Below are 25076 nucleotides of genomic sequence, written 5' to 3'. Positions count from 1 at the left end.
TGTTTTTTTGCGAAAAACGTCCGAATACGGCAAGTCTGCATTGGTATTTCTGTGTAAGCGAGATCGAAGATGAATATTGGTGGGCTGGGGGCGAAGGCCGCAGCGTTGCGACATGAAAAGTTAACCGACGTTTGTGATCGATGTGGGCTTCAGTATGTACGTGAAGACAATGAAAAATGTCCCCATTGTGGGCCCTTGTCAGAATCTGAGTTGGTTCAGTTATTGGAAAATATCGAGCGGGAACAGGTGGGAAACCGTCGCTTGGGTATCTGGTTTGGTGTCGCTGCTGTGATCGTGTTGTGTCTATTGGTTGCGATTTCCGGGGCGATGCGTAAATAGCGATACTGCTTTCGGGCGCTTTGCGTCTTCGTGTTGAATCTGGGAGTTGGGCGAAGCCCTGGGGGCTTGGGGTGATATATGAGCAAGGTCACCCGAGAGGATTAGCTCCCTTCGGTCGCTGCTCTCCGGCGCATTGCGCCTCCGAGTCGAACCTGGGAATTGGGCGAAGCCCTGGGGCTTGGGACGATATAAAAGAAAAGGCCACCCGTTGGGTGGCCTTTTCTTTTATATGGCCCGCCCGAGAGGATTCGAACCTCTGACCTTTGCCTCCGGAGGGCAACGCTCTATCCAGCTGAGCTACGGGCGGAACTGGCGCCGAATCAAGGGGTTACATTACCCCGGCGCGGACGCGGATTATACAGAAGCCCCGGGATGGGGCAAAGCAGGGATTTGAGTTTTGTGCCAATCCGCCTTGTCGGGGCGGATTGGCACAGGTTCTGAGATTAGAACTGGTAGCGCGCGCGGGCCATCAGCTGGCGGGGCGGGATGAGTTCTTCGCCGGTGGCGTTGACGCCGAAGACGTCGCTCATGCGCGAGTTGACGCCGTCCTCGTCAAACAGGTTCATGGCCATCAGGTCGAAGCCCCAGCTGTTGGGCAGGTCGAAGGCGGCAACGGCGTTGACCAGGTTGTAGGCCGGCACCTTGTCCACCGCCGGATTTTCGAAGATGCGCTGGCTGAAGCTGCCGCGGTAGGTGTACTGCAGGGTGCCGGTAAAGGCGGTGCCGGATGCGAAGGTGTTGCTGTACTGCAGGCTGAGGTCGGCGGTGACGCCGGGGGTCTTGGCCAGTTCCTTGCCTTTTACATTTTCGCGGCTGTTGTAGCGCAGCAGTTCGTCGCCAAAGAAGGTGCCGCTCACGGCCACGTTGTCCAGCGCGTCGAAGTCGGAGGTGATCTCGGATTCGATTGCCGCCAGCTTGAGGTCCAGTAACCAGGCGCTGCCGAGCAGGGCGGTCACTTCCAGCTCGGTGCCGTAGATCTCCGACTCGGGAATATTGGCCACGCCGCCCTGGAAGATGTCCGGGTCGGTGGCCTGGAATTGCAGGTTCTCGTAGATGTAATAGAAGGAGGCCAGGTTGGTGCGCAGCAGGCCGCCGAGCATTTCGGCTTTCACACCCAGTTCGAAGGCGTCGATGGTCTCGTCCTTGAAGGTGGGATCCACCAGTGCGGGGGAGCCGTCGTCGCTGCTGCCGTAGGTGAGGTTGCTGCCGCCGGGTTTGAAACCGCGGGTGTAGGAACCGTACACCATGGCGTCATTGCCCAGGTCCTGTTCCAGGGCCAGACGGCCGGTGACCACATCGGTCTCGGCCTCGATGATATCCGGCGAAGGTACGAAAAAGTTGGACACTTCGCTGTAGACCTCGTCCTCGGTGTAGCGCAGGCCGGTGATCAGGCGGGTGGTATCGCTGGCGTAAAAGGTGGTCTGGCCATAGAGCGACAGGGACTCGCGGGTGGGGAAGGCGTCGGAGATGAAGCCCGCATCGCCGTCAAACACCGCCGGGAAGGACTCCGCGTAACCGTCGAGCACGCCGTTGCCGTTGGCATCCAGCTCCTCGCGGATATGGTTTTCCAGTTCGGTATCCAGATAGAAGGCACCGACGATCCAGTCGACTTTATCGAACAGTGGCTCATTGGAAATCATGTTGATTTCGAAAGTCTTGGTTTCCACCACCGAGGTTTCCGGGTCGAACGCACTGATGGTGTACTCGGGGTTCACTGCGTAGGAATGGCGGTCGTTGTCACGCACCACCAGGATGTCGTCCTTCTGCCAGCTGGCGAGGGATTTGACGGTGACCGCACCGAGGTCGGATTCCAGAATACCGCCGACAATGCGGGATTCGAGGGTGTACTTGGAGCGGGTGTCCTGCGCCAGTTCGCGGGCGTCCGGGGTGGGGTCGTCGATCCCCTTGATGGCCGCGCCGTTGGCGTCCTCGTCAAACGCCTGGCCGAAGACCCGCAGGCTGGTGCTGTCGCTGAGATTGAACAGCCAGTCGGTGCGCAGGCTGAGATTGTCCATGTCGTCCAGTTCCTGCCCGTTCAGTACATTCTTGGAGAAGCCGTCGCGGGTGGCGCTGGTGACCGAGGTGCGCATGGCGATGGACTCCGACAGCGGCACGTTGACCGAGGCGCGCAGCTTCTGCAGGTTGTAACTGCCGAAGGTGGTGTCCACCTTGGCAGTGAATACCTCGGTAGAGGGGGCGCGGCTGATCACATTGATGGCGCCGCCGGTGGAGTTCTGGCCGAACAGGGTGCCCTGGGGGCCGCGCAACACCTCGATGCGCTCGACATCGATAAAGTCGGTCTGCAGCGCAAAGGGGGAGGCCACGTAAATGCCGTCCATGTGGTAGGACACCGACGGGTTGGCAATGGCGTTCTGGTTGGCCTCATTACCCACCCCGCGGATGGAGATGACGGTCTTGTAGCCTTCGTTCTTGGCCACGGTCACCCCGGGCGCCACACCACTCAGATCGACGAAAGATTCGATGCCCTTGGTCTCCAGGTCGCTGCTGGACATGGCGGTCACCGCCTGCGACAGATCCTGCAGGCTCTCGCTGCGTTTCTCCGCCACGACGGTGACTTCCTCCAGCTGGTTCGCGTGCAGCAGTGCCGGCGTCATGGCGCTGCTGGCGAGGGCGATGGCCAGGCTGAGCGGAGATCGGATCCGGGAGCTGGGTCGTTGGGGTTGTGAAGTGGAGCGGCTCATTGTTCTGTCACCTTGTGAATGGTTTGGGTTGCAGGCCATTTACAACGACTCAGGCCAGGTCCAGCGGCGATTGCCCCTGCCTGCAGGTGCGGGCGGATGAGACGCGCGCGATCGCAGATCTGCTGGATCTGTCAGCAGTTCAGCATGAAATGTGCCAAAAGCTGACCAAACTGTCAGAAATTGGCGGCACCGCCGGATAAAGAGTTCGATCAGGGAATTTTTGTGGATATTGGCGCCATCACACCCTGGTATGTGTATACGAGGTGGGGGTTGGGAGGATTGCCGACGCTGGCTGTGGATAACTTGTGCAGGGCTCCTTCTGGGTTAAAACGGTGCGAAAACCAGGGAGATGGCCTGTTTTTGGTGCTTTTCTGTGGCCAAAAGGGATTTTTGAAGGGGGCAATCGCGTGGGGGCCGCTAGCGGGCGGACTTTCTCGCAGAAGCTGTCCACAGCCGGGGCAGGGAGGCATTTCCGCCTGATGATTTAGCGCCTTCCGGGTGCCGCTCTTTCTCTGGCATTAAAAATGCTGTCCAATCGGTTAGGAGTCTGCGCCTGCCCCGGGGTTATCGCAGGATGAATCTGTGCAAGAAATCGAAAAGAAATCGGTGCAAGGAATCGGTTGAATGAGTCTAGGCAGTGTGCGAGAGGCGATAGAGTCCGATAAAAAGTACAAATCGGGCCGAATCCGCGAGAAGAATTACCAGTTGATTCTGGATGCCGCCACCGCCGTTTTTGCCCAGCACGGATACAAGGGCGCCAGCATGATGGCCATTGCCGAGGCCGCGGGGCTACCGAAGGCGAATATCCACTATTACTTCCGCAACAAAAGCCTGCTGTACTCCGCCGTGCTGGAGCGGATCATTGCGGAGTGGAATCAGGGGCTGGAAAGTATTTCGCCACAGGACGACCCGGGCGAGGTACTCGCCGCCTATACCGCCAGCAAGGTGCGTCTCGCCTGCGAGCAGCCGCTGAGCTCCAAGCTGTTTGCTTCGGAAATCATCGCCGGCGCGCCCTATCTGCAGAACTATATCCGTACCGAACTGCGCGCCTGGCTACGGGCCAAGTCGCAGGTGTTTGAGGCCTGGATGGGGCAGGGCAAGATGCGCAGTGTCGATCCCTCCCTGCTGATCTTCATGATCTGGTCGACCACCCAGCACTACGCGGATTTCGAAACCCAGGTGTTGCTGGCGACCAACCGCCGTGAGTACGACGAGGAAACCATCGAGCGCATTACAGAGTTCGTGACTGGCATGATCCTGCGGGGCTGCGGTATCGGCGGCACCTCGTCATAGGATTACCCGCAAGGCGACCCTCCCCGGCGCAGTGGCGACAGACTCCCGGACCTCCGCTTTCCCATCACATTCATTCAATCCCATCCATTGGCAGATCCGGCAATTGTTGATTTGTCGGTTGGAACCTGACCAATCGGTTAAATATTGGCACGCTCGTTGCTCTCATTAGACGGAGTACCCGACTGGGGGACCTGTTTGTGCTGGTGTTTTGCACAGCCAGGAACTCGCACCAGAAATTCGAAAATGGGTGCGAAAACACCTCAGGACCATAAGCATAACGAGAACAAAAAGCCGCCGGCGGCCCTTCGGGGCGGATCGGTTGCTGCGCACAGGAAACTGACTCAATGAGCAAGGCTATTACCCAAACTCTTCTCGCCACAGCCATCGCGGCGACGCTGCCCGGCGCTGCCATTGGCGCGGAAGGCGACGACATCGGCAGCAAACGCAAATCGGCAATGCTGGAAGAAGTCACGGTCACCGCGCAGAAACGCGCCGAAAGTCTGCAGGAAGTTCCGATTTCGGTGGCGGCACTGTCCGGTGAGGGTTTCGACAGTATTTTCTCCGCGGGCGAAGACATCCTCGCGCTGGCGGCGCGGGTGCCGAACCTCTATGCGGAATCCTCCAACGGCCGTGCCGCGCCGCGTTTCTATATCCGCGGCCTCGGCAACTCGGATTTTGATCTGGCCGCCTCACAGCCGGTATCCATCATCTTCGACGATGTGGTGCAGGAAAATGTGGTGCTGAAAAGCTTCCCGATATTTGACGTGGAGCAGATGGAAGTGGTGCGCGGTCCCCAGGGGACTCTGTTCGGGCGCAACACCACTGCCGGCGTGATCAAATTCGACAGTCGCAAGCCGACCATGGAAAGCGACGGCTATATCAATTTTGCCGCCGGTGGACTGGGCACCACCAACGTGGAGGGCGCCTTTGGTGGCGCCCTGGTGGATGGCAAGCTGGCGGGCCGGGTGTCGGTGCTGCGCCAGGAGCGCGGCGACTGGATGGATAACACCTACACCGGCGAAACCGATGCCATGGGCGGCTTTACCGAGCTGGCCATGCGCGCACAGTTGTTGTGGACGCCGTCGGAGGATTTCTCCGCGCTGCTGAATGTGCACCAGCGCGATCTGGATGGCACCGCGAGTATTTTCCGCGCGAATATTTTCGAGCCCGGTAAAGAGGGCGAGCTGAACGACAATTTCGACCGCGATTCGGTCTACTACGACAGCGGCGACAACAACCCGCAGAAGTACGAGAGCGCCGGTTCTTCACTGAAGCTCGAGTGGGATCTGGGGGAAGCGCTGCTGACGAGTATCTCTGCCTACGAGAGTGCCGACGGCTCCAGTAAGGGCGATATTGACGGCGGTGTTGAGGGTTCTGGTCCGGGCTTTATCCCCTTCAGCGCGCTCACCGAAGACCAGGCGGATGTGTCCCAGCTCACCCAGGAAATCCGCCTCGCCAGCAATACCAGTGACCCGCTGCAGTGGCAGCTGGGTGGTTTCTATTACGATGCCGACCTGGATGTGACCAGTATCGATGGCTTCTATGGCGCCACCACCGTCAGCCACGGCAATACCTCCTGGGCGCTGTTCGGCCAGACGTCCTACGATTTCAGCGAGGCGCTGACCGGTACCCTGGGCCTGCGTTACACCTACGACGAAAAATCCCTGATGGTGGGCGATCAGAATGTTGACGGCTTTGCGGTGGTCATCGGTGCTGCCAGCATCCAGGATTACGACCCGGTGAAGATCGATGACGATCAGCTCAGCTGGGAAACCAGCCTTAACTACGCCCTGAGCGATGACACCAGCGTCTATGTGCGTCTGTCTGAAGGCTTCCGCGCCCAGTCCATCCAGGCACGCGATGTGGCTTTCGAAGGCAGCCCGTCGGTGGCGGATTCGGAAACCATTACCTCGTTTGAGCTGGGCTACAAGGCCGATCTGCTGGAAAACACCCTGCGCCTCAACACCGCGGTGTTTTACTACGAGATCGATGATATCCAGCTCACGGCCGTGGGCGGGGGTGGCAACTTCAACCGTTTGTTGAATGCCGACAAGGGTGTGGGCAAAGGCTTTGAAGTGGACCTGGAATGGGTGGTTAACGAAAACCTGTTGCTCACCGCCGGCGCCGGTTTTGCCGATACCGAAATCCAGGATGCGGACCTGACTACTGCACCCTGCGGTTCCGGCCAGTGTACCGTTACCAATCCGCTGACCGTAGATGGCCTCGCGATGATCGACGGCAACCCCTTCCAGTCCGCCCCGGAAAGCGTCTTCAACTTCACGCTGCGCTACAGCGTGCCGGTGGGCAGTGACGGTGAGGCCTTCTTCTACACCGACTGGGCCTATCAGGGCGAGACCCATCTGGCACTGTATACCGCGAAGGAATACACCATCGACAACCAGTTTGAAGGTGGACTGCGCGCCGGTTACACCAGTTTTTCCGGTGATTACGAGCTGGCGTTTTTCGGCCGCAATATTACCGATGAGGAAAACATCAAGGGCCAGATCGACTTCAACAACCTGACCGGTTTCGTGAACGATCCGCGTATTTTTGGTATGGAGTTCCGCAAGGACTTCTGATCATTGCGAAATCGGTGATACACATGGCCCCGCGCGGCGAAGTTTTGTCGCCTGCGCCGGTGGCCATGGGAATGCCATATTAACCCGGTAGAGTTCTGCGTGCGGAGTCTTGTACCGGGTTAATTATTTATTCTGCTGTCGGAGATTGATTTTGGCGATAAACAAGCGATTGAAACCCGCGCTCTTTCGCGCAATAGGAATATGCGCCGGTCTGGTGGCGGGAGTGGCGAGCTTCGCCTCAAACGCAGATGAAGCCTGGTTTGAAGAATTCAAAAGCACCGCGGACGACCGCGATCTCTACCGCTTTCTGTACGCGCTGCCCAAGGGTGGCGATCTGCACAACCATCTTACCGGCTCCAATTTCAGTGAGTGGTGGTACCAGCTTGCCACCAATAAAAAGCTGAACGGCGGCTACGAATATTACACCCGGGTACGTATCAATAACTGTGTAGGCTACGGTCAGGATATGTTCGGCCTGGCCCCCTATCTGATGTATTTCCGCAATCTTCAGGCGTCCAGTTACCAGGCGCTCTCTGATTGCGAAAAAGGGGAATACAAAAAAATCGATGCGCTGAACGGGCGGGAAAAAGCCGCGTGGCTGGACAGCCTGCGGCTGGATAAAAAACACGAGGGACGCGAGGAGTTTTTCCAGACGCACTGGCAGCGCCTCAACGAACTCGGCCGCAACCCTTACATCAATGCCGAGATGCTGGTGAAAAACATGCAGGCGTTTGCCCGCGAGGGACTCACCTATCTCGAGACCATGGAGGGCACGCGCTTCTATACCCGCGTTGACGGCAGTACCTTCGCCCCGGATGAGGTTGCGGATATTTTCCGCAAGCGTCTGGCGGAACCCGACGCGCTGGCTACCGGGGTAACCGCGCGTATGCAGTATTACCTGCTGCGCTTTATCGGCAATGCCGAGGAAGACCTGGAGTGGATTTACCGTTTTGTTGATGCCAATCGCGATCTGTTTGTGGGTGTGAACATGGTCGGCCGCGAGGACAACGACAAGGGCCATCCGCAGCGTTTTCTGCCCACCCTGCGCAAACTGCGCCGGGATATTCCCGGGGTGCCGCTGTCCATTCACGCCGGCGAGGTGGATGAGCCCAATCACCATGTGCGCGATACGTTGCTGCTCGGCGCTACCCGCATTGGCCATGGCGTCAACCTGATCAGCGATCCGGATACCATGCTACTGATGCGCAACAGCGATTACCTGGTGGAGATCAATCTGATCAGCAACCTGCTACTGAATTATGTGGACGATTACAGCCAGCACCCGTTTCCCGAGTACCTGCGTATGGGCATTCCGGTGGCGCTGTCCACCGACGATCGCGGTATGTGGGATTCCAACATGACCGACGAATATTTCGTTGCGGTGAAGGAATTCAACCTGTCCTGGGCGGAGCTGACGTCTCTGGCCCGCAATTCCCTCGCGCACAGTTTTGTCGACGAGGCGACCAAGCAGAAGTTGCTGCAGGATTACGACACCCGCCTCGCGGGATTCAAAAAGCGTTTCCAGCGCAGCGGGATGGCCGGGCTCGGCGATCTGGTGCCGCGCAGCCACAGCTTTATCTGCAAACAGTACCAGCTGTGTGAGTTTTCCACACCGCTGATGGCCGCCAATTAAAAATACGCATTATTCAATACAAGAGAAAAAATGATGTTGAAAAAAAATCTCTATCTGCACGGAGCGTCTTCCCTGTTGCTCTCTGTGCTGGCGCTGGCCGGCTGTGCAAAGAATGTCGAGGCAACGAAAGAAGGCCCGGAAATCCAGCCGCAGTCCACGATCGCTACAACCACTCCCGAACCGATTCCGGTAAAGGTGGTGGTGGTGAACATGTTTGAAATTGGCGAGGACGAGGGCGATACCGCCGGTGAATTCCAGTTGTGGAAGGAGCGCCAGCAACTGAGCCAGCGGTTTGCATTTCCGCAATCCCACCACGACCTGTTCCTGAATCCGGAGACCGGTGTGCTGGGTATGGTGACCGGCATGGGCACCAACAAGTCCGCGTCTGCGGTAATGGCGCTGGGACTGGATCCCCGTTTTGACCTGAGCAAGGCTTATTGGCTGGTGGCAGGTATTTCCGGTTTCGATCCCGCCGACGCTTCCATCGGCTCTGCGGCCTGGGCGGAGTGGCTGGTGGACGGCGACCTGATGCATGAAATCGACAGTCGCGAGCTGCCGGAAGACTGGTCCACGGGTATTTTCCCGCTGTTCAGCAAGGGCCCCTATCCGGAAAAGCGTCCGCCGAACCAGGGCGAGGTGTTCCGCATCAATGGCGAGCTGACCGAGTGGGCCTTCCAGCTGACCAAAGATGTTGATCTGGGCGATGACGATAGCATCGCGGAAAATCGCAAGGCGTTTACGGATTTCCCCAATGCGCAGCGCAAGCCGTTTGTGTTGAAGGGGGACAACCTCGCCGGTATGACCTTCTGGCACGGGGACTACCTGAACCGCTGGGCCAACAAGTGGGTAGAATACTGGAGCGAGGGGCAGGGCAGTTTTGTGTCCTCGGCGATGGAAGACACCGGTACCGCGCAATCGCTGTTTTATCTCGATCGCGCCGGCAAGGCCGACTACGACCGCTTGATGGTGCTGCGCACTGCGAGCAATTTTACCGTGCCGCACCCGGGTATGACCGCGGCGGAAAGCCTGCTGAGCGAGGGTGAGGATTACGCGGGACTGCAACTGTCACTGGAGAGTGCCTACCGCGTCGGCAGCCGTGTGGTGGACACCCTGGTAAACGACTGGGACACCTATCGGGATCAGATGCCCTACGCAGTGGAGCGCGGGCAAGATCAGTAACCGAACACGCCAGTACCTGTATGCACTAGTGCCTGTATCGGCTAGTCACAGGGATTGGCGATGGCGGCCGTGAAAACTGCGGCCGCTATTGCCACTGGTACACAAATTTGAGCCACAGATATTCGCCTTCGGTGGTGTTTCTGGTGTCGGTCTGCGGCAGCCAGCTGAGTTCCAGCAGAATATTGTCCGTGCCCATGGGCAGCATATAGCCGATCACCGGACCGATACCGCCGGAGCGCATCTTGAATTCATCGACGAAGCGACCCGGGTTGCGGTCCGGACTGAATTGCTGACCCCAGAATGCGTTGACCCCGAGGGTGATAAAGCCTGAACCGGCCTTGATCATCTGCTGCACACTGGCATCCAGGTGAAAGGTGCGACCGCTGCGATAGTCGGTGTCTGAGTTTTCGTCGTTGAACATCACTCCGGTAAATACCGAGGCGTTAAATCCCGCCGCCTGATTGGTGTAGGCAACGCCCACCACAGGGTCTACCGCCCAGTAGTTGAGTCCCTCGTTGGCAAGTCGGCCAACCTCATAGTCTCCGGTGGGCGCGTGAATGGCGAACATAAAATTGTATTGCCAGCAGCCTTCCTGCCAGGCCATCAGCGCCGGGATCAGGGTGGTGTCGCCGAGACCGGAGGCCGAATCTCGCCGGCTGAAATTGCCGAGGTCACTTTCGATGGCGCCCTTGACGGTGACATCCACCCAGGAGGGAAAGGCGCCGACGGTGTACTTGGCACCGAGCACGCTTTTCTCAAAGGTGTAGAGCAGTCCTGGTGCCACCGCATCGATTTCCACATCGACCCCAAGGGCTACCACGCCGGCAATCGGCGTTTCTGCTGTGGCACTGAAATCGCCGCTGTAATGCATGTACTGGGGTTTGAAAACCCAGCCGGTCTGTATCGGCGCCCGGTCGATCAGGGTCGCCATGGTACCGGGGACGTAGTATCCAATGCCGCCTTCGGTGGCGCGGGAGGGGGTGGGCAGCAACAGCAGCGCCGCACACAAAGACAGGGCGAGCGCGAGTGAGTGGCGCGCGTTGCGGTGGTGGTGAGTCCATGTCATCACGGGGTGTTCCTTCTCCGGTCCTTGGCTGCTTATCCAGTGATCCGAATCAGTCTAGCTGCCCCGTGAACAGACGATGACAAATGATGTGGAGCGGTGTGTTTTTTTAGATTATTGCGGTAACTCGCCCTCGATACCGGCCACAAACCAGTTCATGCCGAGCATGTCTTCGTCGCTCAAGTTGCTGCCTGCTGCGAGTTTTTCCACTCCGCTGCGGTCATTCAGCGGACCGTGGAAGGGGTGTAGTTCTCCGGCAATCAGTGCCGCTTTGGCGGCTTCTACGCGGCTGCGTACATCCTCCGGTACCGCGTCGTTAAACGGGGCCAGCGACAGGGTTTCATCCGCGAAACCACCCCAGAAGGCCTCCGATTCCCAGTCGCCGTCCAGCACCGCCTGAGCCTTGCGCGTATACAGCGGGCCCCAGTTGTGCACCGTGGCGGTCAGGTGCGCGGTCTTGCCGTATTCGGACATATCCGAGTGATAGCCGATGGCGTAGACCCCCTGCGCCTCCGCGGCGTTGATCACTCCGGGGGAATCGGTGTGCTGGGTGAGAACGTCAGCGCCCTGCAGGATCATGGTTTCCGCGGCCTCCCGCTCCTTGCCCGGGTCGTACCAGGTGCTCACCCACACCACTTTGACTTTCACATCGGGATTTACCGCCTGGGCGCCGAGGGTAAAGGCATTGATGCCGCGCACCACTTCCGGAATCGGGAAGGAGGCCACATAGCCCAGGGTATCGTTCTTGGTCATAAGGCCGGCGACCATACCGGTGAGGTAGCGACCTTCGTAGGCGCGGTCGAAATAGGTACCGACATTGTCCGCGCGTTTGTAGCCGGTGCTGTGCTCGAATTTCACGTCCGGATAGCGCTTGGCCACCTTCAGGGTCGGGTTCATATAACCGAAAGAGGTGGTGAATATCAGCTGGTGGCCACTTTTGGCGAGCTGGTTGATGACCCGCTCGGAATCGGCGCCTTCCGCCACGCTTTCCACATAGGTGGTTTTCACCTTGTCCCCCAGCTCGGCCTGCATGAACTGGCGGGCCTTGTCGTGGGAGTAAGTCCAGCCGGCATCTCCGGTGGGACCCACGTAGACGAAGCCGACCTTGAGCGGCTCTTGCCCGGTAACGCTGGCGACGCTTTCCTGTGGGCTTTCGGTTTTGACCTCCGCGGTGTCCACTTCCGGCTTGCTACATCCAGAGAGAAAAGCGGTGGTTAGCGCGAGACCGGCGAGCGCGAGCCTGGCGATAGGAAAGGTGCGTTTGGCGTGCATGGAAAATTCCTGTGATGACGGGTTATTTTTGTGCGTGATGTTTCAGTGGCCCGGCTGGAACGGCTTGCCCAGGGACAATGGTGCGAACAGTTTGCTGCGCGCCTGGTTACTCGACAGTAGTACCAGCACCGCGATGGTGACCAGATAGGGCAGCGTCGCCAGCAGGTTGGGGGAGATCGCAATCTCGAACCCCTGCAGTACCAGATGCATGATGCTCATCAGTCCGAACAGATAGGCCCCGAGCACGGCGCGCCCCACGCGCCAGCTGGCAAACACCACCAGGGCCAGGGCAATCCAGCCGCGTCCGGCGCTCATGTGGTCGGCCCACAGGGGGGTGTACACCAGGGACAAATAGGCACCGGCGAGTCCGGTCATGGCACCGCCGAACAGTACCGCCAGATAGCGTACCCGCAGTACCGGCAGGCCCAGGGCCTGCGCGGACTCCGGGGATTCGCCCACCGCTTTCACGATCAGCCCGGCGCGGGTGCTGCGGAAAAACCACGCCAGCAGCGCGGCCATGGCGAGGGAGAAATACACCAGCGGGTCGTGGGAAAACAGCACCTTGCCCAGCAGGGGAAGGTCACTCAGCAGTGGCAGCTCCCAGGGCTGGATACCGTTGAGGGCGATGCCCACATAACCGAGCCCGACAAAACTGCTGAGACCGAGTCCGAAAATGGTCAGCGCCAGCCCGGAAGCGACCTGGTTGGCGTTCAGGCTGAGGGTGATGAAGGCGAACAGCAGCGACATCAGCGCGCCCGCCGCCATCGCCAGCACAAGTGCGCTGACAATCCCGATGCCGCTGTCGCCCAGATGGTAGGCGGCAATAAAGCCGGCCACTGCGCCCATCAGCATCATGCCCTCCTGGCCGAGATTGAGTACGCCGGATTTCTCACACACCAGTTCTCCCAGCGCCACCAGCAGCAGGGGGGTGCCGGTGCGGATGGTGGCGTACAGGATGTTGGCAATCAGGTCTGGATCCATACATTGTGTCCGGTTATCGGGGTGCGCCTGTTTCAGGGCACGCCTGTTTTAAGGCATGCCTGTTTCAGGGCACGCCGATGGGCAGGTTTTCGGTTCGGCTGACGACCGTCGCAGTGGTGGCGCCGGGAGCCGCGCGCACAATACGCAGGCGGTGGCTGATCAGCACGTCGCTGGCGAGCAGGAAAAACAGCAGCATGCCCTGGAACAGGCCGGTGATCGCCAGCGGCAGCCCGAGCTCTATCTGCACCATTTCTCCACCCAGATACAGCAGGCCCATCAGCAGGCTGGCAAACAGGATGCCGAGCGGGTGCAGGCGACCGAGAAACGCGACGATGATCGCGGCATAGCCGTAACCGGGGGACACCTGCGGCACCAGCTGGCCGATGGGGCCGGTGACTTCCACCACGCCCGCCAAACCGGCGAGGGCGCCACACAGCAGCAGCACCAGCCACACCAGTTTGGCCGCGCGGAATCCGGCGAAGTGCGCCGAGCGCACGTCCTCGCCGAGCACGCGAATCTGGAAACCGACAAAGGTGCGGGTCAACAGCACCCAGGTGGCCACCACCGCCAGCAGCGCAAACACCGCCCCCAGATGGAGCCGTGTGCCTTCTGCCAGCACCGGCAGCAGCAGGCCGTCGTTGAACAGTGCCGATTCCGGAAAGTTGAATCCGGCGGGATCTTTCAGCGGCCCGTGCACCGCGTACTGCAGCAGGTTCAGGCCGATGTAGTTGAGCATGATGGTGGTGAGGATTTCGTTGGTGTTGCAGCGGGTTTTCAGCAGCGCCGGAATCGCCGCCCAGGCCGCACCGGCGCCGGCGCCGGCGAGCAGTACCAGTGGCAGGTTCCACCACTGATCACTCTCCTGCAGCGACAGTGCCAGCCAGCTCCCCACCAGCGCACCCAGCAGCAGCTGACCCTCGGCGCCGATATTCCACACCTTGGCGCGGAAGCAGATGGCCAGCCCCACCGCGCACAGCAGGATCGGGGTGCACTTCACCGCCAGCTCGCTCCAGCCGTGCAGGTCGCTCAGTGGCAGTACGAAAAAGGTGTACAGGGTCTGCAGTGGGTCTTTGCCGAGGGCGGCGAACAGCAGGCTGCCGCACACCAGGGTGGCGAGGCCGGCGATGGCCGGCGACAGCCACACCATGACACGGGAGCGCTCGCCGCGGGCTTCCAGGCGAATGTTCAGCGGCAACTTCATGCGGGTACCTCCATGCCGGTGGGGGACTCTGCTGGGTTGCCGACGGGCGCGGGTTCGCTGTCGAAGACACCCGCCATCCAGCGTCCCAGCTGCTCGAGCGGAGTGTCAGCGGTGGCCTGCAGGGGCGAAACGCGACCGTCGCAGATGGCACCAATGCGATCACTGATGGTAAACAGCTCGTCGATATCTTCGGAGATCACCAGGATCGCGGCGCCCTGGTCCCGCAGGGCCATCAGCGCTTTGTGGATACTGATGGCGGCGCCGATATCCACGCCCCAGGTGGGGTGCGCCGCAATCAGGCAGCGCGGGGACTGCAGGATTTCGCGGCCGATGATGAATTTCTGCAGGTTGCCGCCGGACAGGCTGCCTGCGGCGCTGTCGAGGCCGCTGCACTTGACCCGGAACTGCTCGACTACCCGCTGGGCAAAATCGTCAATGGCGCGAAACTGCAGCAGCCCGCGCCGCACCAGCCCCAGTCCGAAGCCGGTCAGCAAGCCGTTTTCCCGCAGGCTCATGCTCGGCACCGCGCCCTGTCCGAGGCGGTCTTCGGGTACACAGGCGAGTCCTGCGGCGCGGCGCCGCTCCGGCGGCAGCCTGCCGATGTCCCCTTCGGGAAAGCGCAGCTGGCCCGCGCTCGCGAGGGCCAGGGTTTCGCCGCTCAATGCCGCCATCAACTCACTCTGGCCGTTGCCGGCGACGCCGGCAATGCCGACGATTTCGCCGCGTTTGACCGACAAACTGATGTTTTTCAGCGTCACCCCGAAGGGGTCATTGGTGGCGAGGGAGAAGTTGTCGAGGGTGAGAAAATCCTCGCCGCCTGCCGTATTTTCAGCCCTGCGCGTGCCGTCGTGCTGCACCGGTGTCTCATCGCCCACCATCATTCGCGCCATGCTGTTGGCACTCTCCTGCGGCGGACGACACTGACCGGATACGCGGCCGTGGCGGAGCACCGTGGCGTAGTCGCACAGGGATTTCACTTCGTTCAGCTTGTGGCTGATAAACAGAATACTGGTGCCTTCCGCCGCCAGCTGGCGCAGGGTGGTAAACAGGGTTTCCACCTCCTGCGGGGTGAGTACCGAGGTGGGTTCGTCGAGGATCAGCAGGCGGATGTCCTGCACCAGGCAGCGCACGATTTCCACCCGCTGGCGTTCACCGGTAGACAGGGTGTGCACCGGTCGCTGCGGGTTCAGCGGCATGCCGTATTTTGCCGAAACCTGCTCGATACGCTGCGCCAGGGCCGCGCGGTCCGCGGCCGCCGCGGGCTCCAGGCCGAGGGCGATGTTTTCCAGTACCGTCAGGGTTTCGAACAGGGAAAAGTGTTGGAACACCATACCGATACCCAGGCGGCGCGCAGCGGCCGGGGAGGGTATCTGTAGCCGTTCACCCTCCCACAGGATTTCGCCGGCGTCGGGCTGGGTGACGCCGTAGATGATTTTCATCAGGGTGCTCTTGCCAGCGCCGTTTTCCCCCAGCAGGGCATAGATGGCCCCGGGCAGGATATCCAGGCTGACGGCGTCGTTGGCGAGACAGCCGGGATACTGCTTGGTGATGCCGCGCAGGGAAAGCCGGAACTCTGCGGTATTCAATGTGCTTTGCCCTCGCTCCCCGTGCCCTTTGTGGTGCGGCCGTGGCCGGCCCCGCCCATTTTTTATTCTGATCAAGCAGTCAGCTTTTCAGTTTTTCCGAAATCTTCGCTAAATCCTAAGCAGAACGCGTGCCACTCGGGCATTTTCCAGGGTTTTTACAAAAAACCTGTCTGGTTGGACAGGTTTTTGCTTCAGCTCTTTTTTGCGGGGAATTTCCGGCGACCACAGACGCCGCGAAAACGGCTGAAAAACGGCTGGATAAGAGGCGCGGGGAAGGGAAGTCCGGCGCCATTGAATGGCTGCGCAGCGCGCACACGGGGCACTTGCAGTGATTGAGTTTTTATTAAACGGACAGCTTCAGCGGGTGGTGCAGGGAGATCCCAATTGCACTCTGCTGGATCACCTGCGTGAACACTTGCACCAAACCGGAACCAAGGAAGGCTGTGCATCCGGGGATTGTGGCGCCTGTACCCTGGCAATGGGTGAATTGTGCGAAGAACCCGGACGGGCGGCGCGGTTGCGGTACCGCAGTATCAATGCCTGTATCACTCCGCTGGTGGCGGTGCATGGCTGTGCCCTGGTCACCGTCGAGGGGCTGGCCAGTGGCGAAGCGTTGCACCCGGCGCAGCAGGCGATGGTCGATTGCCACGGTTCCCAGTGCGGCTTTTGTACCCCGGGGTTTGTGATGTCGCTGTTCGTACTGGGGCAGGAACATGCACAGGCGCCCCCGCGCGAGGAAATCCTCGCGGCGCTGGGGGGGAACCTCTGTCGCTGCACCGGATACCGCCCCATTGTCGATGCCGCGGTGCGGATGTTCGACCCGCAGCTGCAGCAGCCCCTGGTGGGTGAATGCCGGGCCCTGGAACTGGCTTGCGAGGCCGACTGGTGCGATCGCCTGCGGGAGATCAATCGCGGTCCCAGCCCGCGCTTGCAGGGCGGCAGCCGTTTGTATTTCGCTCCTGCAAGCAGCGTGGAACTGGGGGCCCTGCTACGGGCCTATCCCAATGCGCGACTGATGGCGGGCGCCACGGACCTGGCGCTGGAGTTGACCCAGAAACTGCAATCCATCGAAGTGCTGGTCTCCACCGCGCGGGTGGCGGATATGCGTCAACTGGAGGTGAACGCCTGTGAGTTGCGTATCGGCGCTGCGGTTACCTACAGCGATTTCGCCCCCCTGCTGTTACAGCACTATCCGCATGCCCGCGAGCTGCTCGAGCGGCTGGGATCGCGCCAGATCCGCAATCGCGGCACCCTCGGTGGCAATCTCGGCAACGCCTCCCCCATTGGCGATATGCCACCCCTGTTGCTGGCACTGGACGCGCGCCTGCGGCTCTACTGCGGCGGCGAGCGCCGCGAGTTGCCGGTGGCGGAATTTTTCCGCGGCTATAAACGGACCGCACTGCGCGCGGGAGAATTTATCGAGCAGGTGATTATCCCGCGTCCGCAGGCCGGGGAGCGGCTGCGGGTATACAAGATCAGCAAGCGCTTCGAGGACGACATTTCCACCACTTGTGGTGCCTTCTGGCTGCGGCTGGAAGCGGACTGCATAGCGGATGTGCGCATCGCTTTCGGCGGTATGGCAGATACGCCGCGGCGCGCACCGGCCTGTGAGCGCGCACTGCGCGGCAGTTCCCTGAGCGCCGCCGGCACGCTGGACGATAGCGCGATCGCGGATGCTATGGGTGCACTGGCTACAGACTTCGAACCGATCAGTGATTTCCGCGCCAGTGCCGCATATCGGCTGCAGGTGAGCCAGAATCTGCTGCGTCGCCTGCAGCTGGAGCTGGCGGATCCGGCTGCGACGCTGAGGGTATACCACCATGCGTAATCTGCCCGACGCCTCCTCATCGTCAATGGCATCGACCGAGGCCGCAGACGGCACTGTGCGCGGCGCTGTCGGTCAGCCTCTGCGGCACGAGAGTGCCGAGCGCCATGTGACCGGTGCCGCCCTGTTCACCGACGATCGCGCGGCGCCGGCCAATCTGTTGCACGCCTATGTAGGCCTGTCGCAGCAGGCGCGCGGGCGCATTGTGGCGTTGGATCTGGAGGCGGTGCGCGCGGCCCCGGGAGTGGTGGCGGTGGTGACCCTGGAGGATATTCCCGGGCTGCGGGATATCGGCCCGGTGTATCCCGGCGACCCGATATTTGCCGATGGCGAAGTGCAGTTTTACGGTCAGCCACTGTTCGCGGTGGCGGCTAGCAGCCGCGATGCGGCGCGCCGCGCGGTGCGTCTGGCGCGGGTGGAGTACGCCTCCCTGGCGGCGGACCTGAGCATCGAGCAGGGCCTGGCGGCGCAGAGTTTTGTGCGTCCCAGCCACACTCAGCGCCGCGGTGATGCCGCCAGTGCCATCGCCGCGGCACCGTACCAGCTGGCGGGGAGCCTGAACGTAGGCGGGCAGGAACAGATGTACCTGGAAGGACAGGTGTCGCTGGCCTGTCGGGATGAAGAGGGCGGTATCACTCTGTACACCTCCAACCAGAACCCGTCCGAGGTGCAGAAACTGATCGCCGAGGTACTCGCACTGCCTCTGAACCAGGTCACCGTCGATATGCGCCGTATGGGCGGCGCCTTCGGCGGCAAGGAAACCAACGCCAATCAATGGGCGGTGATCGCCGCGCTGCTGGCGCGCAAAACCGGCCGCCCGGTGAAAATCCGCCTCGCCCGCGCCGACGACGTGACTGCCACCGGCAAGCGCCACCCGTTCCGCGTGGATTACCGGGTGGGCTTTGACGCGCGGGGCCTGATCCGCGGGCTGGATATGTCTCTGGCGGCGGCCTGTGGTTTCTCCCCGGACCTGTCCGATGCCATTGTCGATCGCGCCATGTTCCACAGCGACAACGCCTATTTCCTGCCCACCGCTCGCATCGTCGGCCATCGGGTGAAAACCAATACCGCCTCCAACACCGCGTTCCGCGGTTTTGGTGGGCCTCAGGGGATGGCGGCGATCGAGGGCGTGATCGACGATATCGCGCGCGCGGTAGGGCGGGACCCGCTGGATGTGCGGCGCGACAATCTCTACGGCCCCGAAGGCGGTCGCGACATCACCCACTACGGGCAGAAGATCGAGCGGCATATCCTGCCGGGGCTGATCGAGCGGCTGGAGCAGGGCGCCGACTACCGCCGCCGCCGCGGGGAAATCATCGCGTTCAATCAGCGCAGCCTGGTGCTGCGCAAAGGCATCGCATTGACGCCGGTTAAATTCGGTATCTCGTTTACGGTGCAGCACCTGAACCAGGCCGGCGCGCTGATCCACGTCTACACCGACGGCAGTATCCAGCTCAACCACGGCGGCACCGAGATGGGCCAGGGCCTGTTCACCAAGGTGGCGCAGATTGTGGCGTCGGTATTGCAGGTGGACGTGGCGCAGATACGCCCCACCGCCACCCGCACCGACAAGGTGCCCAACACCTCTCCCACCGCCGCGTCTTCCGGTACCGATCTCAACGGCATGGCGGCAAAAAATGCTGCGGAAACTATTCGCGGGCGGCTGACGGATTTCGCCGCCGCGCATTTCGGCATCGATCCGGCGGAAGTGCGCTTCCACAACAACCGCGTGCAACTGGGCAGTGACCACAGCGTGGGTTTCGGTGAACTGGTGCAGCTGGCGTACCGCCACCGGGTTTCCCTTTCCGCCACCGGCTATTACCGCACCCCGGAGATCTACTACGACCGCGAGCGTGCCGAGGGCCGACCGTTTTTCTATTTCGCCAACGGTGCCGCGGTATCGGAGGTGCTGGTGGATACCCTCACCGGCGAATACCGGGTGACCCGCACCGACATTCTGCAGGACGTCGGGCAATCCCTGAACCCGGCACTGGATATCGGCCAGATTGAGGGCGGCTATGTGCAGGGCATGGGCTGGCTCACCACCGAGGAACTGGTGTGGGGCGAAGACGGCCGCCTGCAAACGGATTCCCCCGCCAGTTACAAGATTCCCGCGGTGGGCGATACCCCGGAAATTTTCAATGTGGCACTGCTGCCGGACAGTCCAAACGTGGAGGCCACCGTATTCCACTCCAAGGCGGTGGGCGAACCACCGCTGATGCTGGCGATTTCCGTGTGGTCGGCACTGCGCGATGCCATTGCCAGTCTCGATGACTATCGCCACAGCCCGCGTCTGGATATTCCCGCAACCCCGGAGCGGGTGCTGGCGGCGGTAACCGCAGCCGTGGCGGCACGAGGGATGCAAACCGCGACTACTGGCACGAAAGCCGCATCGCCGATGGAAGAGGAAGTGGCAGTAGAAACGAAAGAAGAAATGGAACCAGGGATGGATGCATGAGCGAGCAGAGCAATGGCTTCAACGCCCGTCTGGGCACCCGACACTGGGCGAGTGCCGCCGCCGGCCTGGAACAGCTGGGCCGCGCCTATGTGCTGATCACCATACTGGGGGTGCGCGGGTCCACCCCCCGGGAGGACGGCACCAAGATGCTGGTGAGCGCGGATGATCAGGGTGATCTGCAGTGTGAAGGCACCATCGGCGGCGGGCACCTGGAATACCGCGCGATCGAACGCGCCACCGCGCTGCTGGCGGAGGGACGGTCGCAACAGGCGCTGGAGCACTTTCCCCTGGGGGCAAAACTGGGCCAGTGCTGCGGCGGCTCCGTGGCGGTGCTGTTTGAGATGTTTGCCCCCGCGGGAATCGACCTGATGCTGTTCGGCGCCGGCCATGTGGGCCGCGCGCTGGTCAAGCTATTGGAAGACCTGCCGTGCCGGGTGCGCTGGGTAGACAGCCGCGCCGAGCTGCTGGCGCATTCGCTGCCGGCCAATGTCGCCAGCAACATCACCACCAACATCGCCACCAATGTCATCACAGTGGCCACCGACGATCCGGTGGCGGCGGTGGCGGACATGCCGGCGCAGGGGTATTACCTGGTACTGACCCACAACCACCAGCTGGATTTTGAAATTACCCGCGCCATTTTGCAGCGGGGCGATGCGCATTATGTGGGGTTGATCGGTTCCGAAACCAAATGGCGCCGCTTCCGTATGCGCTTCGAGCACCGCGGCCACCCGCCGGCGTTTTACCAGCCGGTGCACTGCCCGGTGGGCCTGTCGGCAGTGCCCGGCAAACGGCCGATGGAAGTGGCGGTGAGTATTGCCGGGGAAATCATCGGCCACTACCAGCGGCAACACCGACAGCAATCGCCGCGAACGGTGCGGCGGGGATTGGGGTGGTCGGAACTGGAATCTCTCGTGCGCGATACCAGCGCCGCTGCGCAAGCGGCGGCTGATGGTGCAACCCTGGAGGCTGACCAGTGACGCAAACCGAAACAGGCAAGGCAGAATTTGCCCTCCACAGCGAGCGCGTGGCGCTCGACGGCACCCTGCAGCCAGCCACGGTGTATATCGGCAGTGGCAGAATTGTCGCGGTGGTGCGTGACGCTAAATCGTCCGGGGATGAATCCCCTGAAAGTGAGTGTATCGGGCCGGGTATTCTTCCCGAGCGACTCGGTGACCGCGTGCTGATGCCGGGGCTGGTGGACACCCACGTACATGTGAACGAGCCAGGCCGCACCGAGTGGGAGGGGTTCAACACCGCCACCAGCGCGGCGGCGGCCGGCGGTATCACCACCGTGGTGGATATGCCGCTCAACTGCAGCCCGGTGACCTGTACCGCCGACGCACTGCGCCAGAAGCTGGCGATTCTCGACCGCAAACTGTGGGTGGACACCGGATTCTGGGGCGGTGTGGTGCCCGAGCACCTGGACGACCTGCCGGCGCTGCTGGAGGCCGGTGTGCTGGGAGTGAAGTCCTTTACCATTCACTCCGGCATCGATGAATTTCCGCGGGTGGAAGCGCAACATATGCGGCGCGCACTGCCGGTACTGGCGCAATACGGCGTGCCCTATCTGATCCACGCAGAACTGGAACAACCGAGCGCGGGCGCTCCAGTGTCCATCGGCCGCCACTACCGGGCCTTTCTCGCCTCGCGTCCACGCAGTTGGGAAAATGCAGCCATCGACCTGATGATCGACCTGCTGCGGGAGGCAAAAGCGGCGGGTGTGGATGGGCGTATGCACGTAGTGCACCTGTCATCCGCCGATGCCCTGGCGGCCATTGCCGGTGCCCGCGCCGAAGGATTGCGGCTCACCACCGAAACCTGCCCGCACTACCTGACCCTGTATGCGGAAACCATTCCCGACGGCGAGACCCTGTACAAGTGTTGCCCGCCAATCCGCGAAGACGAAAACCGCCAGCGCCTGTGGCGCGGGCTTGAGGACGGCGTTATCGATTTTATCGTGTCCGACCACTCCCCCTGCACGCCGCAACTCAAACACATCGACAGTGGCGATATCGAAAAAGCCTGGGGCGGCATTTCCTCGCTGCAGTTCGGTTTGCCCCTGATCTGGACCGAAGCGCTACAGCAGGGCGTGAGCCTTGCGCAGGTGGTGGAGTGGATGGCCACCAGGCCGGCGGAATTTGCCGGTCTGGGCAACCGCAAGGGGCGAATTGCTGCGGGTTATGACGCGGATCTGGTGGTATTCGATGATCGCTACCGCGGCACCGTGCGCGCTGAGGACATCCTCTACCGCAACAAGATCACCCCTTACGAGGGACGGGAAATCTGCGGGCGTGTGGAGTCCACCTACCTGCGCGGGCAGCGGATTTTCGCCAGCGGAAAAATGCAGGGAACGCCGTTGGGCGAACCGCTGTTGCGACTGCCGGAAAAAGCTCATCGTGCAACACGAAACAGGGATACCGTGGGAGCCATTGTCGAATGACGGAAATCACACCAGCGCCGCACCCGCTTGCACAACGATTTACCGACCTGCTGAGCGCGCGCCTCGGTGGCCGCGCGCTGGCGTGCAGTGATGCGTGGTTTGCACCCGCCGCCAACCTGGTTTCTCCCGGTGATGCCATCTCCCGTCCCGGCCATTTTGTCGAAACCGGGCAGTGGATGGATGGCTGGGAGTCGCGGCGAAGTTTTGCGCGCGGCTCGCGGGGTGACGGCGATTGTGACTGGTGTGTGTTGCGCCTCGGCGCGCCGGGCAGGGTGCGGGGGTTCGATATCGATACCAGCCACTTTCGCGGCAACGCCCCGGAGTTTGCGCTGGTCGAAGGCACCTGCATTGCCGGCGAGCCCCATGGCAACACCTGCTGGCAACCGCTGTTGCATAAGTCGCCGCTGCGCGCCGACGCGCACAATTTTTTTGAAATTGACAGTGAGCAGGTGTGTACCCACTTGCGCCTGAAGATATTTCCCGACGGTGGCGTAGCGCGTTTGCGCGCATACGGGGAAGCGCGGGTGAACCTGCAGGAATTTATCGAGGGTGAACTGCTGGATCTCGCCGCCGCGCGTCACGGTGGCCGCGGCGTTACCTGCAGTGACCGTTTTTACAGTGATCCGGGAAACCTGCTGCTGCCGGAGCGGGGGATAAATATGGGGGATGGCTGGGAAACCCGCCGCCGCCGCGATGACGGTAACGACTGGGCGGTAATCCGTCTCGGCCTGCCCGGTAGCATTCGCAAGATTGTGCTGGATACCGCGCATTTCAAAGGGAATTTTCCCGACCGCTTTTCCCTGCTGGCTGCGAATGTCGCGGGTGATGATATGGCCGCGGAGGATATTCCCTGGGCCACGGTCATCGACGAAACGCCGTTGTATGCCGATCGCGAGCATATTTTCGTGGGCGAAATTCTGGTGGCCGCGGAGACGCAGTTTACCCATGTGAAACTCAATATTTTCCCCGACGGGGGTGTCAGTCGCCTGCGGGTGTTGGGGTTTCCGGACTGGCGTGCAGCGGACGACAGATTGTTCGAGCTGCCGCGGCAGGACTGAGCCGGACGAGCACAGAATGGATACGACACTGATGAAAGATGGCCTGCAGTTTTTCAATACGTCTTCGCCTGCACAAGCGCAACAGATGCTGTTGCAGTGCTGTACCAGTCGCGCCTGGGTGCGAAAAATGCTCGACGGCCGCCCGTTTGCCTCGCTCAGTCAATTGTTGGCAGCCGCCGACGACAGCTGGGGGACATTGGAAGAGGCCGATTATCTGGAGGCGTTTGCCGGTCATCCGAAAATTGGCGATATGGCTTCCCTGCAAAAAAAATATGCAGCGAGCAAGGCGCTGGCCGCGGGTGAGCAGGCCGGTATGGATGATGCGGATGATGCGGTGATTGCCGCTCTGGCACGGGGCAACCGGGATTACGAACAAAAATTTGGTTTTATTTTTATCGTGTGTGCGACCGGGAAAAGTGCCGCGCAAATGCTGGCATTACTTCAGGCGCGATTGCCCAACAGCCGCACGCAAGAACTGCGCATTGCCGCGGAAGAACAGCGGAAAATTTTCCATTTGCGACTGGAGAAGTTGTTGTGAGTCAGATCACCACTCATGTACTGGATACCGCGTGCGGCAGACCTGCCGCGGGCATCGCCATTGCCCTGGCGCAGCGCGACGGTGACCGCTGGCTTACTCTGGACGAGAGCGTCACCAATCAGGATGGCCGTGCACCGGCGCTAAGCCGCGAGTTGTTTCTGCGAGCAGGAATCTATCGGCTGCGCTTCACCACCGCCAGTTATCTCGAGGAAATCCACCGCTCGGCATTTTATCCCCATGTGGATGTGGTATTTGCGCTGGATGACAGCGGGCAGCATTACCACATTCCACTGCTGCTCTCGCCGTTTGGCTATTCCACCTACCGGGGCAGCTGATGCATATCACCGAGCGGCAAAATACCCACAGCATGCTGAAGTTGCAGCCCCTGACCTCAGAGGCGTTTGCGCCCTATGGGGACGTGCTGGAGGTGAGTGATCACAGGCAACATTTCCCGATTAACCGCGGTAATACCGAACGCTATCACGCACTGGCGCGGGTGGATGTGACGGGTCAGGAAGGTTACCCGATCATCAGCATCTTCCGCACACAGCCGGTGGTATTGCCGTTTCGCATCGAGTGTATGGAGCGGCACCCGCTGGGAAGCCAGTCGTTCACCATGTTGGGGGGTGAGCCCTATCTGGTGGTGGTGGCAGAGCCGGGGGAGTTCCGTCCGCAGACCCTGCGCGGATTTCTGGCGCAGCCGCATCAGGGCGTCAACTATCACCGAGGAACCTGGCATCACTACTGTCTGTGTCTGAACCGCGCCTGCGATTTTTTAGTGGTGGATCGCGGTGGTTGCGGACACAACTGCGATGAAATTTTATTGCCGGCAGAACAGCAGCGACTGCTGATGCTGGATGCTACCGACAGCAATGATTTGGCAACAGACCTCGCGCAGACGTCGTGTACCGAGCTGGAGGACTGAG

At 61.1% G+C, this 25076-nt stretch carries 18 protein-coding genes and 1 tRNA gene; 12 read left to right on the top strand and 7 right to left on the bottom strand.

Features of this window, described 5'->3' with window-relative positions:
* Positions 1 to 569: 569 nt before the first annotated feature.
* A tRNA-Arg gene (locus PVT68_RS10405) sits at positions 570 to 646 on the bottom strand.
* Between the two features lie 136 nt (positions 647 to 782).
* On the bottom strand, positions 783 to 3041 hold the full coding sequence (locus PVT68_RS10400; RefSeq protein ID WP_280317779.1) for a TonB-dependent receptor: 2259 nt from the start codon (positions 3039 to 3041) through the stop codon (positions 783 to 785).
* Between the two features lie 624 nt (positions 3042 to 3665).
* Here PVT68_RS10400 and PVT68_RS10395 point away from each other — a divergent pair.
* The 4 genes from PVT68_RS10395 (at position 3666) to PVT68_RS10380 (ending at position 9725) form a co-directional block, all read left to right on the top strand.
* Positions 3666 to 4334 (top strand): TetR/AcrR family transcriptional regulator, encoded by a 669-nt coding sequence (locus PVT68_RS10395; protein WP_280317778.1) that lies wholly within the window; start codon positions 3666 to 3668, stop codon positions 4332 to 4334.
* A 344-nt stretch (positions 4335 to 4678) separates the two neighbouring features.
* Positions 4679 to 6913, top strand: coding sequence for a TonB-dependent receptor (locus PVT68_RS10390; RefSeq protein ID WP_280317777.1), 2235 nt, complete (start codon positions 4679 to 4681; stop codon positions 6911 to 6913).
* A gap of 151 nt (positions 6914 to 7064) precedes the next feature.
* Complete coding sequence (locus PVT68_RS10385) at positions 7065 to 8546, top strand: adenosine deaminase family protein (protein WP_280317776.1); 1482 nt, start codon at positions 7065 to 7067, stop codon at positions 8544 to 8546.
* Positions 8547 to 8576: 30 nt separating this feature from the next.
* On the top strand, positions 8577 to 9725 hold the full coding sequence (locus tag PVT68_RS10380; protein ID WP_280317775.1) for a purine nucleoside permease: 1149 nt from the start codon (positions 8577 to 8579) through the stop codon (positions 9723 to 9725).
* 85 nt (positions 9726 to 9810) lie between these two features.
* Here PVT68_RS10380 and PVT68_RS10375 read toward each other — a convergent pair whose 3' ends face one another.
* From PVT68_RS10375 to PVT68_RS10355, 5 genes are all read right to left on the bottom strand, one after another.
* On the bottom strand, positions 9811 to 10791 hold the full coding sequence (locus PVT68_RS10375; RefSeq protein WP_280322502.1) for a SphA family protein: 981 nt from the start codon (positions 10789 to 10791) through the stop codon (positions 9811 to 9813).
* Positions 10792 to 10902: 111 nt separating this feature from the next.
* Positions 10903 to 12060 carry a BMP family ABC transporter substrate-binding protein gene (locus PVT68_RS10370; protein ID WP_280317773.1) on the bottom strand — a complete coding sequence of 386 codons (1158 nt, stop codon included), beginning with the start codon at positions 12058 to 12060 and terminating at the stop codon, positions 10903 to 10905.
* A gap of 42 nt (positions 12061 to 12102) precedes the next feature.
* Complete coding sequence (locus PVT68_RS10365) at positions 12103 to 13041, bottom strand: ABC transporter permease (RefSeq protein WP_280317771.1); 939 nt, start codon at positions 13039 to 13041, stop codon at positions 12103 to 12105.
* A gap of 64 nt (positions 13042 to 13105) precedes the next feature.
* A complete protein-coding gene (locus PVT68_RS10360; protein ID WP_280317769.1) occupies positions 13106 to 14242 on the bottom strand; it encodes an ABC transporter permease in 1137 nt (378 codons plus the stop codon).
* On the bottom strand, positions 14239 to 15828 hold the full coding sequence (locus PVT68_RS10355; protein ID WP_280317767.1) for an ABC transporter ATP-binding protein: 1590 nt from the start codon (positions 15826 to 15828) through the stop codon (positions 14239 to 14241). The genes PVT68_RS10360 and PVT68_RS10355 overlap by 4 nt, the downstream gene beginning before the upstream one ends.
* A 328-nt stretch (positions 15829 to 16156) precedes the next feature.
* On the opposite strand from PVT68_RS10355, the gene xdhA reads away from it, so the two are divergent.
* Genes xdhA through PVT68_RS10315 form a run of 8 tightly spaced genes read left to right on the top strand, consistent with a single transcriptional unit; the run spans position 16157 to position 25075 of the window.
* Positions 16157 to 17656: a xanthine dehydrogenase small subunit gene (xdhA, locus tag PVT68_RS10350; RefSeq protein WP_280317766.1), complete on the top strand. Its 1500-nt coding sequence runs from the start codon at positions 16157 to 16159 to the stop codon at positions 17654 to 17656.
* Positions 17649 to 20111, top strand: a complete 2463-nt coding sequence (gene xdhB / locus PVT68_RS10345; RefSeq protein WP_280317764.1) for a xanthine dehydrogenase molybdopterin binding subunit — start codon at positions 17649 to 17651, stop codon at positions 20109 to 20111. The genes xdhA and xdhB overlap by 8 nt, the downstream gene beginning before the upstream one ends.
* Positions 20108 to 21091, top strand: coding sequence for a xanthine dehydrogenase accessory protein XdhC (gene xdhC / locus PVT68_RS10340; RefSeq protein ID WP_280317762.1), 984 nt, complete (start codon positions 20108 to 20110; stop codon positions 21089 to 21091). The genes xdhB and xdhC overlap by 4 nt, the downstream gene beginning before the upstream one ends.
* Positions 21088 to 22554 (top strand): allantoinase AllB, encoded by a 1467-nt coding sequence (allB, locus tag PVT68_RS10335; RefSeq protein ID WP_280317760.1) that lies wholly within the window; start codon positions 21088 to 21090, stop codon positions 22552 to 22554. Before xdhC ends, allB begins: the two co-directional genes overlap by 4 nt.
* A complete protein-coding gene (gene alc, locus PVT68_RS10330) occupies positions 22551 to 23612 on the top strand; it encodes an allantoicase (RefSeq protein ID WP_280317758.1) in 1062 nt (353 codons plus the stop codon). Before allB ends, alc begins: the two co-directional genes overlap by 4 nt.
* Before the next feature lie 16 nt (positions 23613 to 23628).
* On the top strand, positions 23629 to 24150 hold the full coding sequence (gene uraD / locus PVT68_RS10325) for a 2-oxo-4-hydroxy-4-carboxy-5-ureidoimidazoline decarboxylase (RefSeq protein ID WP_280317756.1): 522 nt from the start codon (positions 23629 to 23631) through the stop codon (positions 24148 to 24150).
* Positions 24147 to 24485 carry a hydroxyisourate hydrolase gene (gene uraH, locus PVT68_RS10320; protein WP_280317754.1) on the top strand — a complete coding sequence of 113 codons (339 nt, stop codon included), beginning with the start codon at positions 24147 to 24149 and terminating at the stop codon, positions 24483 to 24485. Before uraD ends, uraH begins: the two co-directional genes overlap by 4 nt.
* Positions 24485 to 25075, top strand: a complete 591-nt coding sequence (locus PVT68_RS10315) for an ureidoglycolate lyase (RefSeq protein ID WP_280317752.1) — start codon at positions 24485 to 24487, stop codon at positions 25073 to 25075. Before uraH ends, PVT68_RS10315 begins: the two co-directional genes overlap by 1 nt.
* Position 25076 lies beyond the last annotated feature (1 nt).

It is taken from the genome of Microbulbifer bruguierae (assembly GCF_029869925.1).
GTDB classification, from domain to species: Bacteria; Pseudomonadota; Gammaproteobacteria; order Pseudomonadales; family Cellvibrionaceae; genus Microbulbifer; species Microbulbifer bruguierae.
The sequence above is the reverse complement of the archived record's forward strand: the minus strand, read 5'-3'. Positions and strand labels throughout refer to the sequence as shown.

Excerpts from the sequence above, each read along its gene's own strand:
- PVT68_RS10400 (WP_280317779.1), bottom strand. The coding sequence starts at position 3,041 with ATGAGCCGCTCCACTTCACAACCCCAACGACCCAGCTCCCGGATCCGA.
- PVT68_RS10395 (WP_280317778.1), top strand. The coding sequence starts at position 3,666 with ATGAGTCTAGGCAGTGTGCGAGAGGCGATAGAGTCCGATAAAAAGTAC.
- PVT68_RS10390 (WP_280317777.1), top strand. The coding sequence starts at position 4,679 with ATGAGCAAGGCTATTACCCAAACTCTTCTCGCCACAGCCATCGCGGCG.
- PVT68_RS10380 (WP_280317775.1), top strand. The coding sequence starts at position 8,577 with ATGATGTTGAAAAAAAATCTCTATCTGCACGGAGCGTCTTCCCTGTTG.
- PVT68_RS10375 (WP_280322502.1), bottom strand. The coding sequence starts at position 10,791 with ATGACATGGACTCACCACCACCGCAACGCGCGCCACTCACTCGCGCTC.
- PVT68_RS10370 (WP_280317773.1), bottom strand. The coding sequence starts at position 12,060 with ATGCACGCCAAACGCACCTTTCCTATCGCCAGGCTCGCGCTCGCCGGT.
- PVT68_RS10365 (WP_280317771.1), bottom strand. The coding sequence starts at position 13,041 with ATGGATCCAGACCTGATTGCCAACATCCTGTACGCCACCATCCGCACC.
- PVT68_RS10360 (WP_280317769.1), bottom strand. The coding sequence starts at position 14,242 with ATGAAGTTGCCGCTGAACATTCGCCTGGAAGCCCGCGGCGAGCGCTCC.
- xdhB (WP_280317764.1), top strand. The coding sequence starts at position 17,649 with ATGCGTAATCTGCCCGACGCCTCCTCATCGTCAATGGCATCGACCGAG.
- xdhC (WP_280317762.1), top strand. The coding sequence starts at position 20,108 with ATGAGCGAGCAGAGCAATGGCTTCAACGCCCGTCTGGGCACCCGACAC.
- alc (WP_280317758.1), top strand. The coding sequence starts at position 22,551 with ATGACGGAAATCACACCAGCGCCGCACCCGCTTGCACAACGATTTACC.
- uraD (WP_280317756.1), top strand. The coding sequence starts at position 23,629 with ATGGATACGACACTGATGAAAGATGGCCTGCAGTTTTTCAATACGTCT.
- PVT68_RS10315 (WP_280317752.1), top strand. The coding sequence starts at position 24,485 with ATGCATATCACCGAGCGGCAAAATACCCACAGCATGCTGAAGTTGCAG.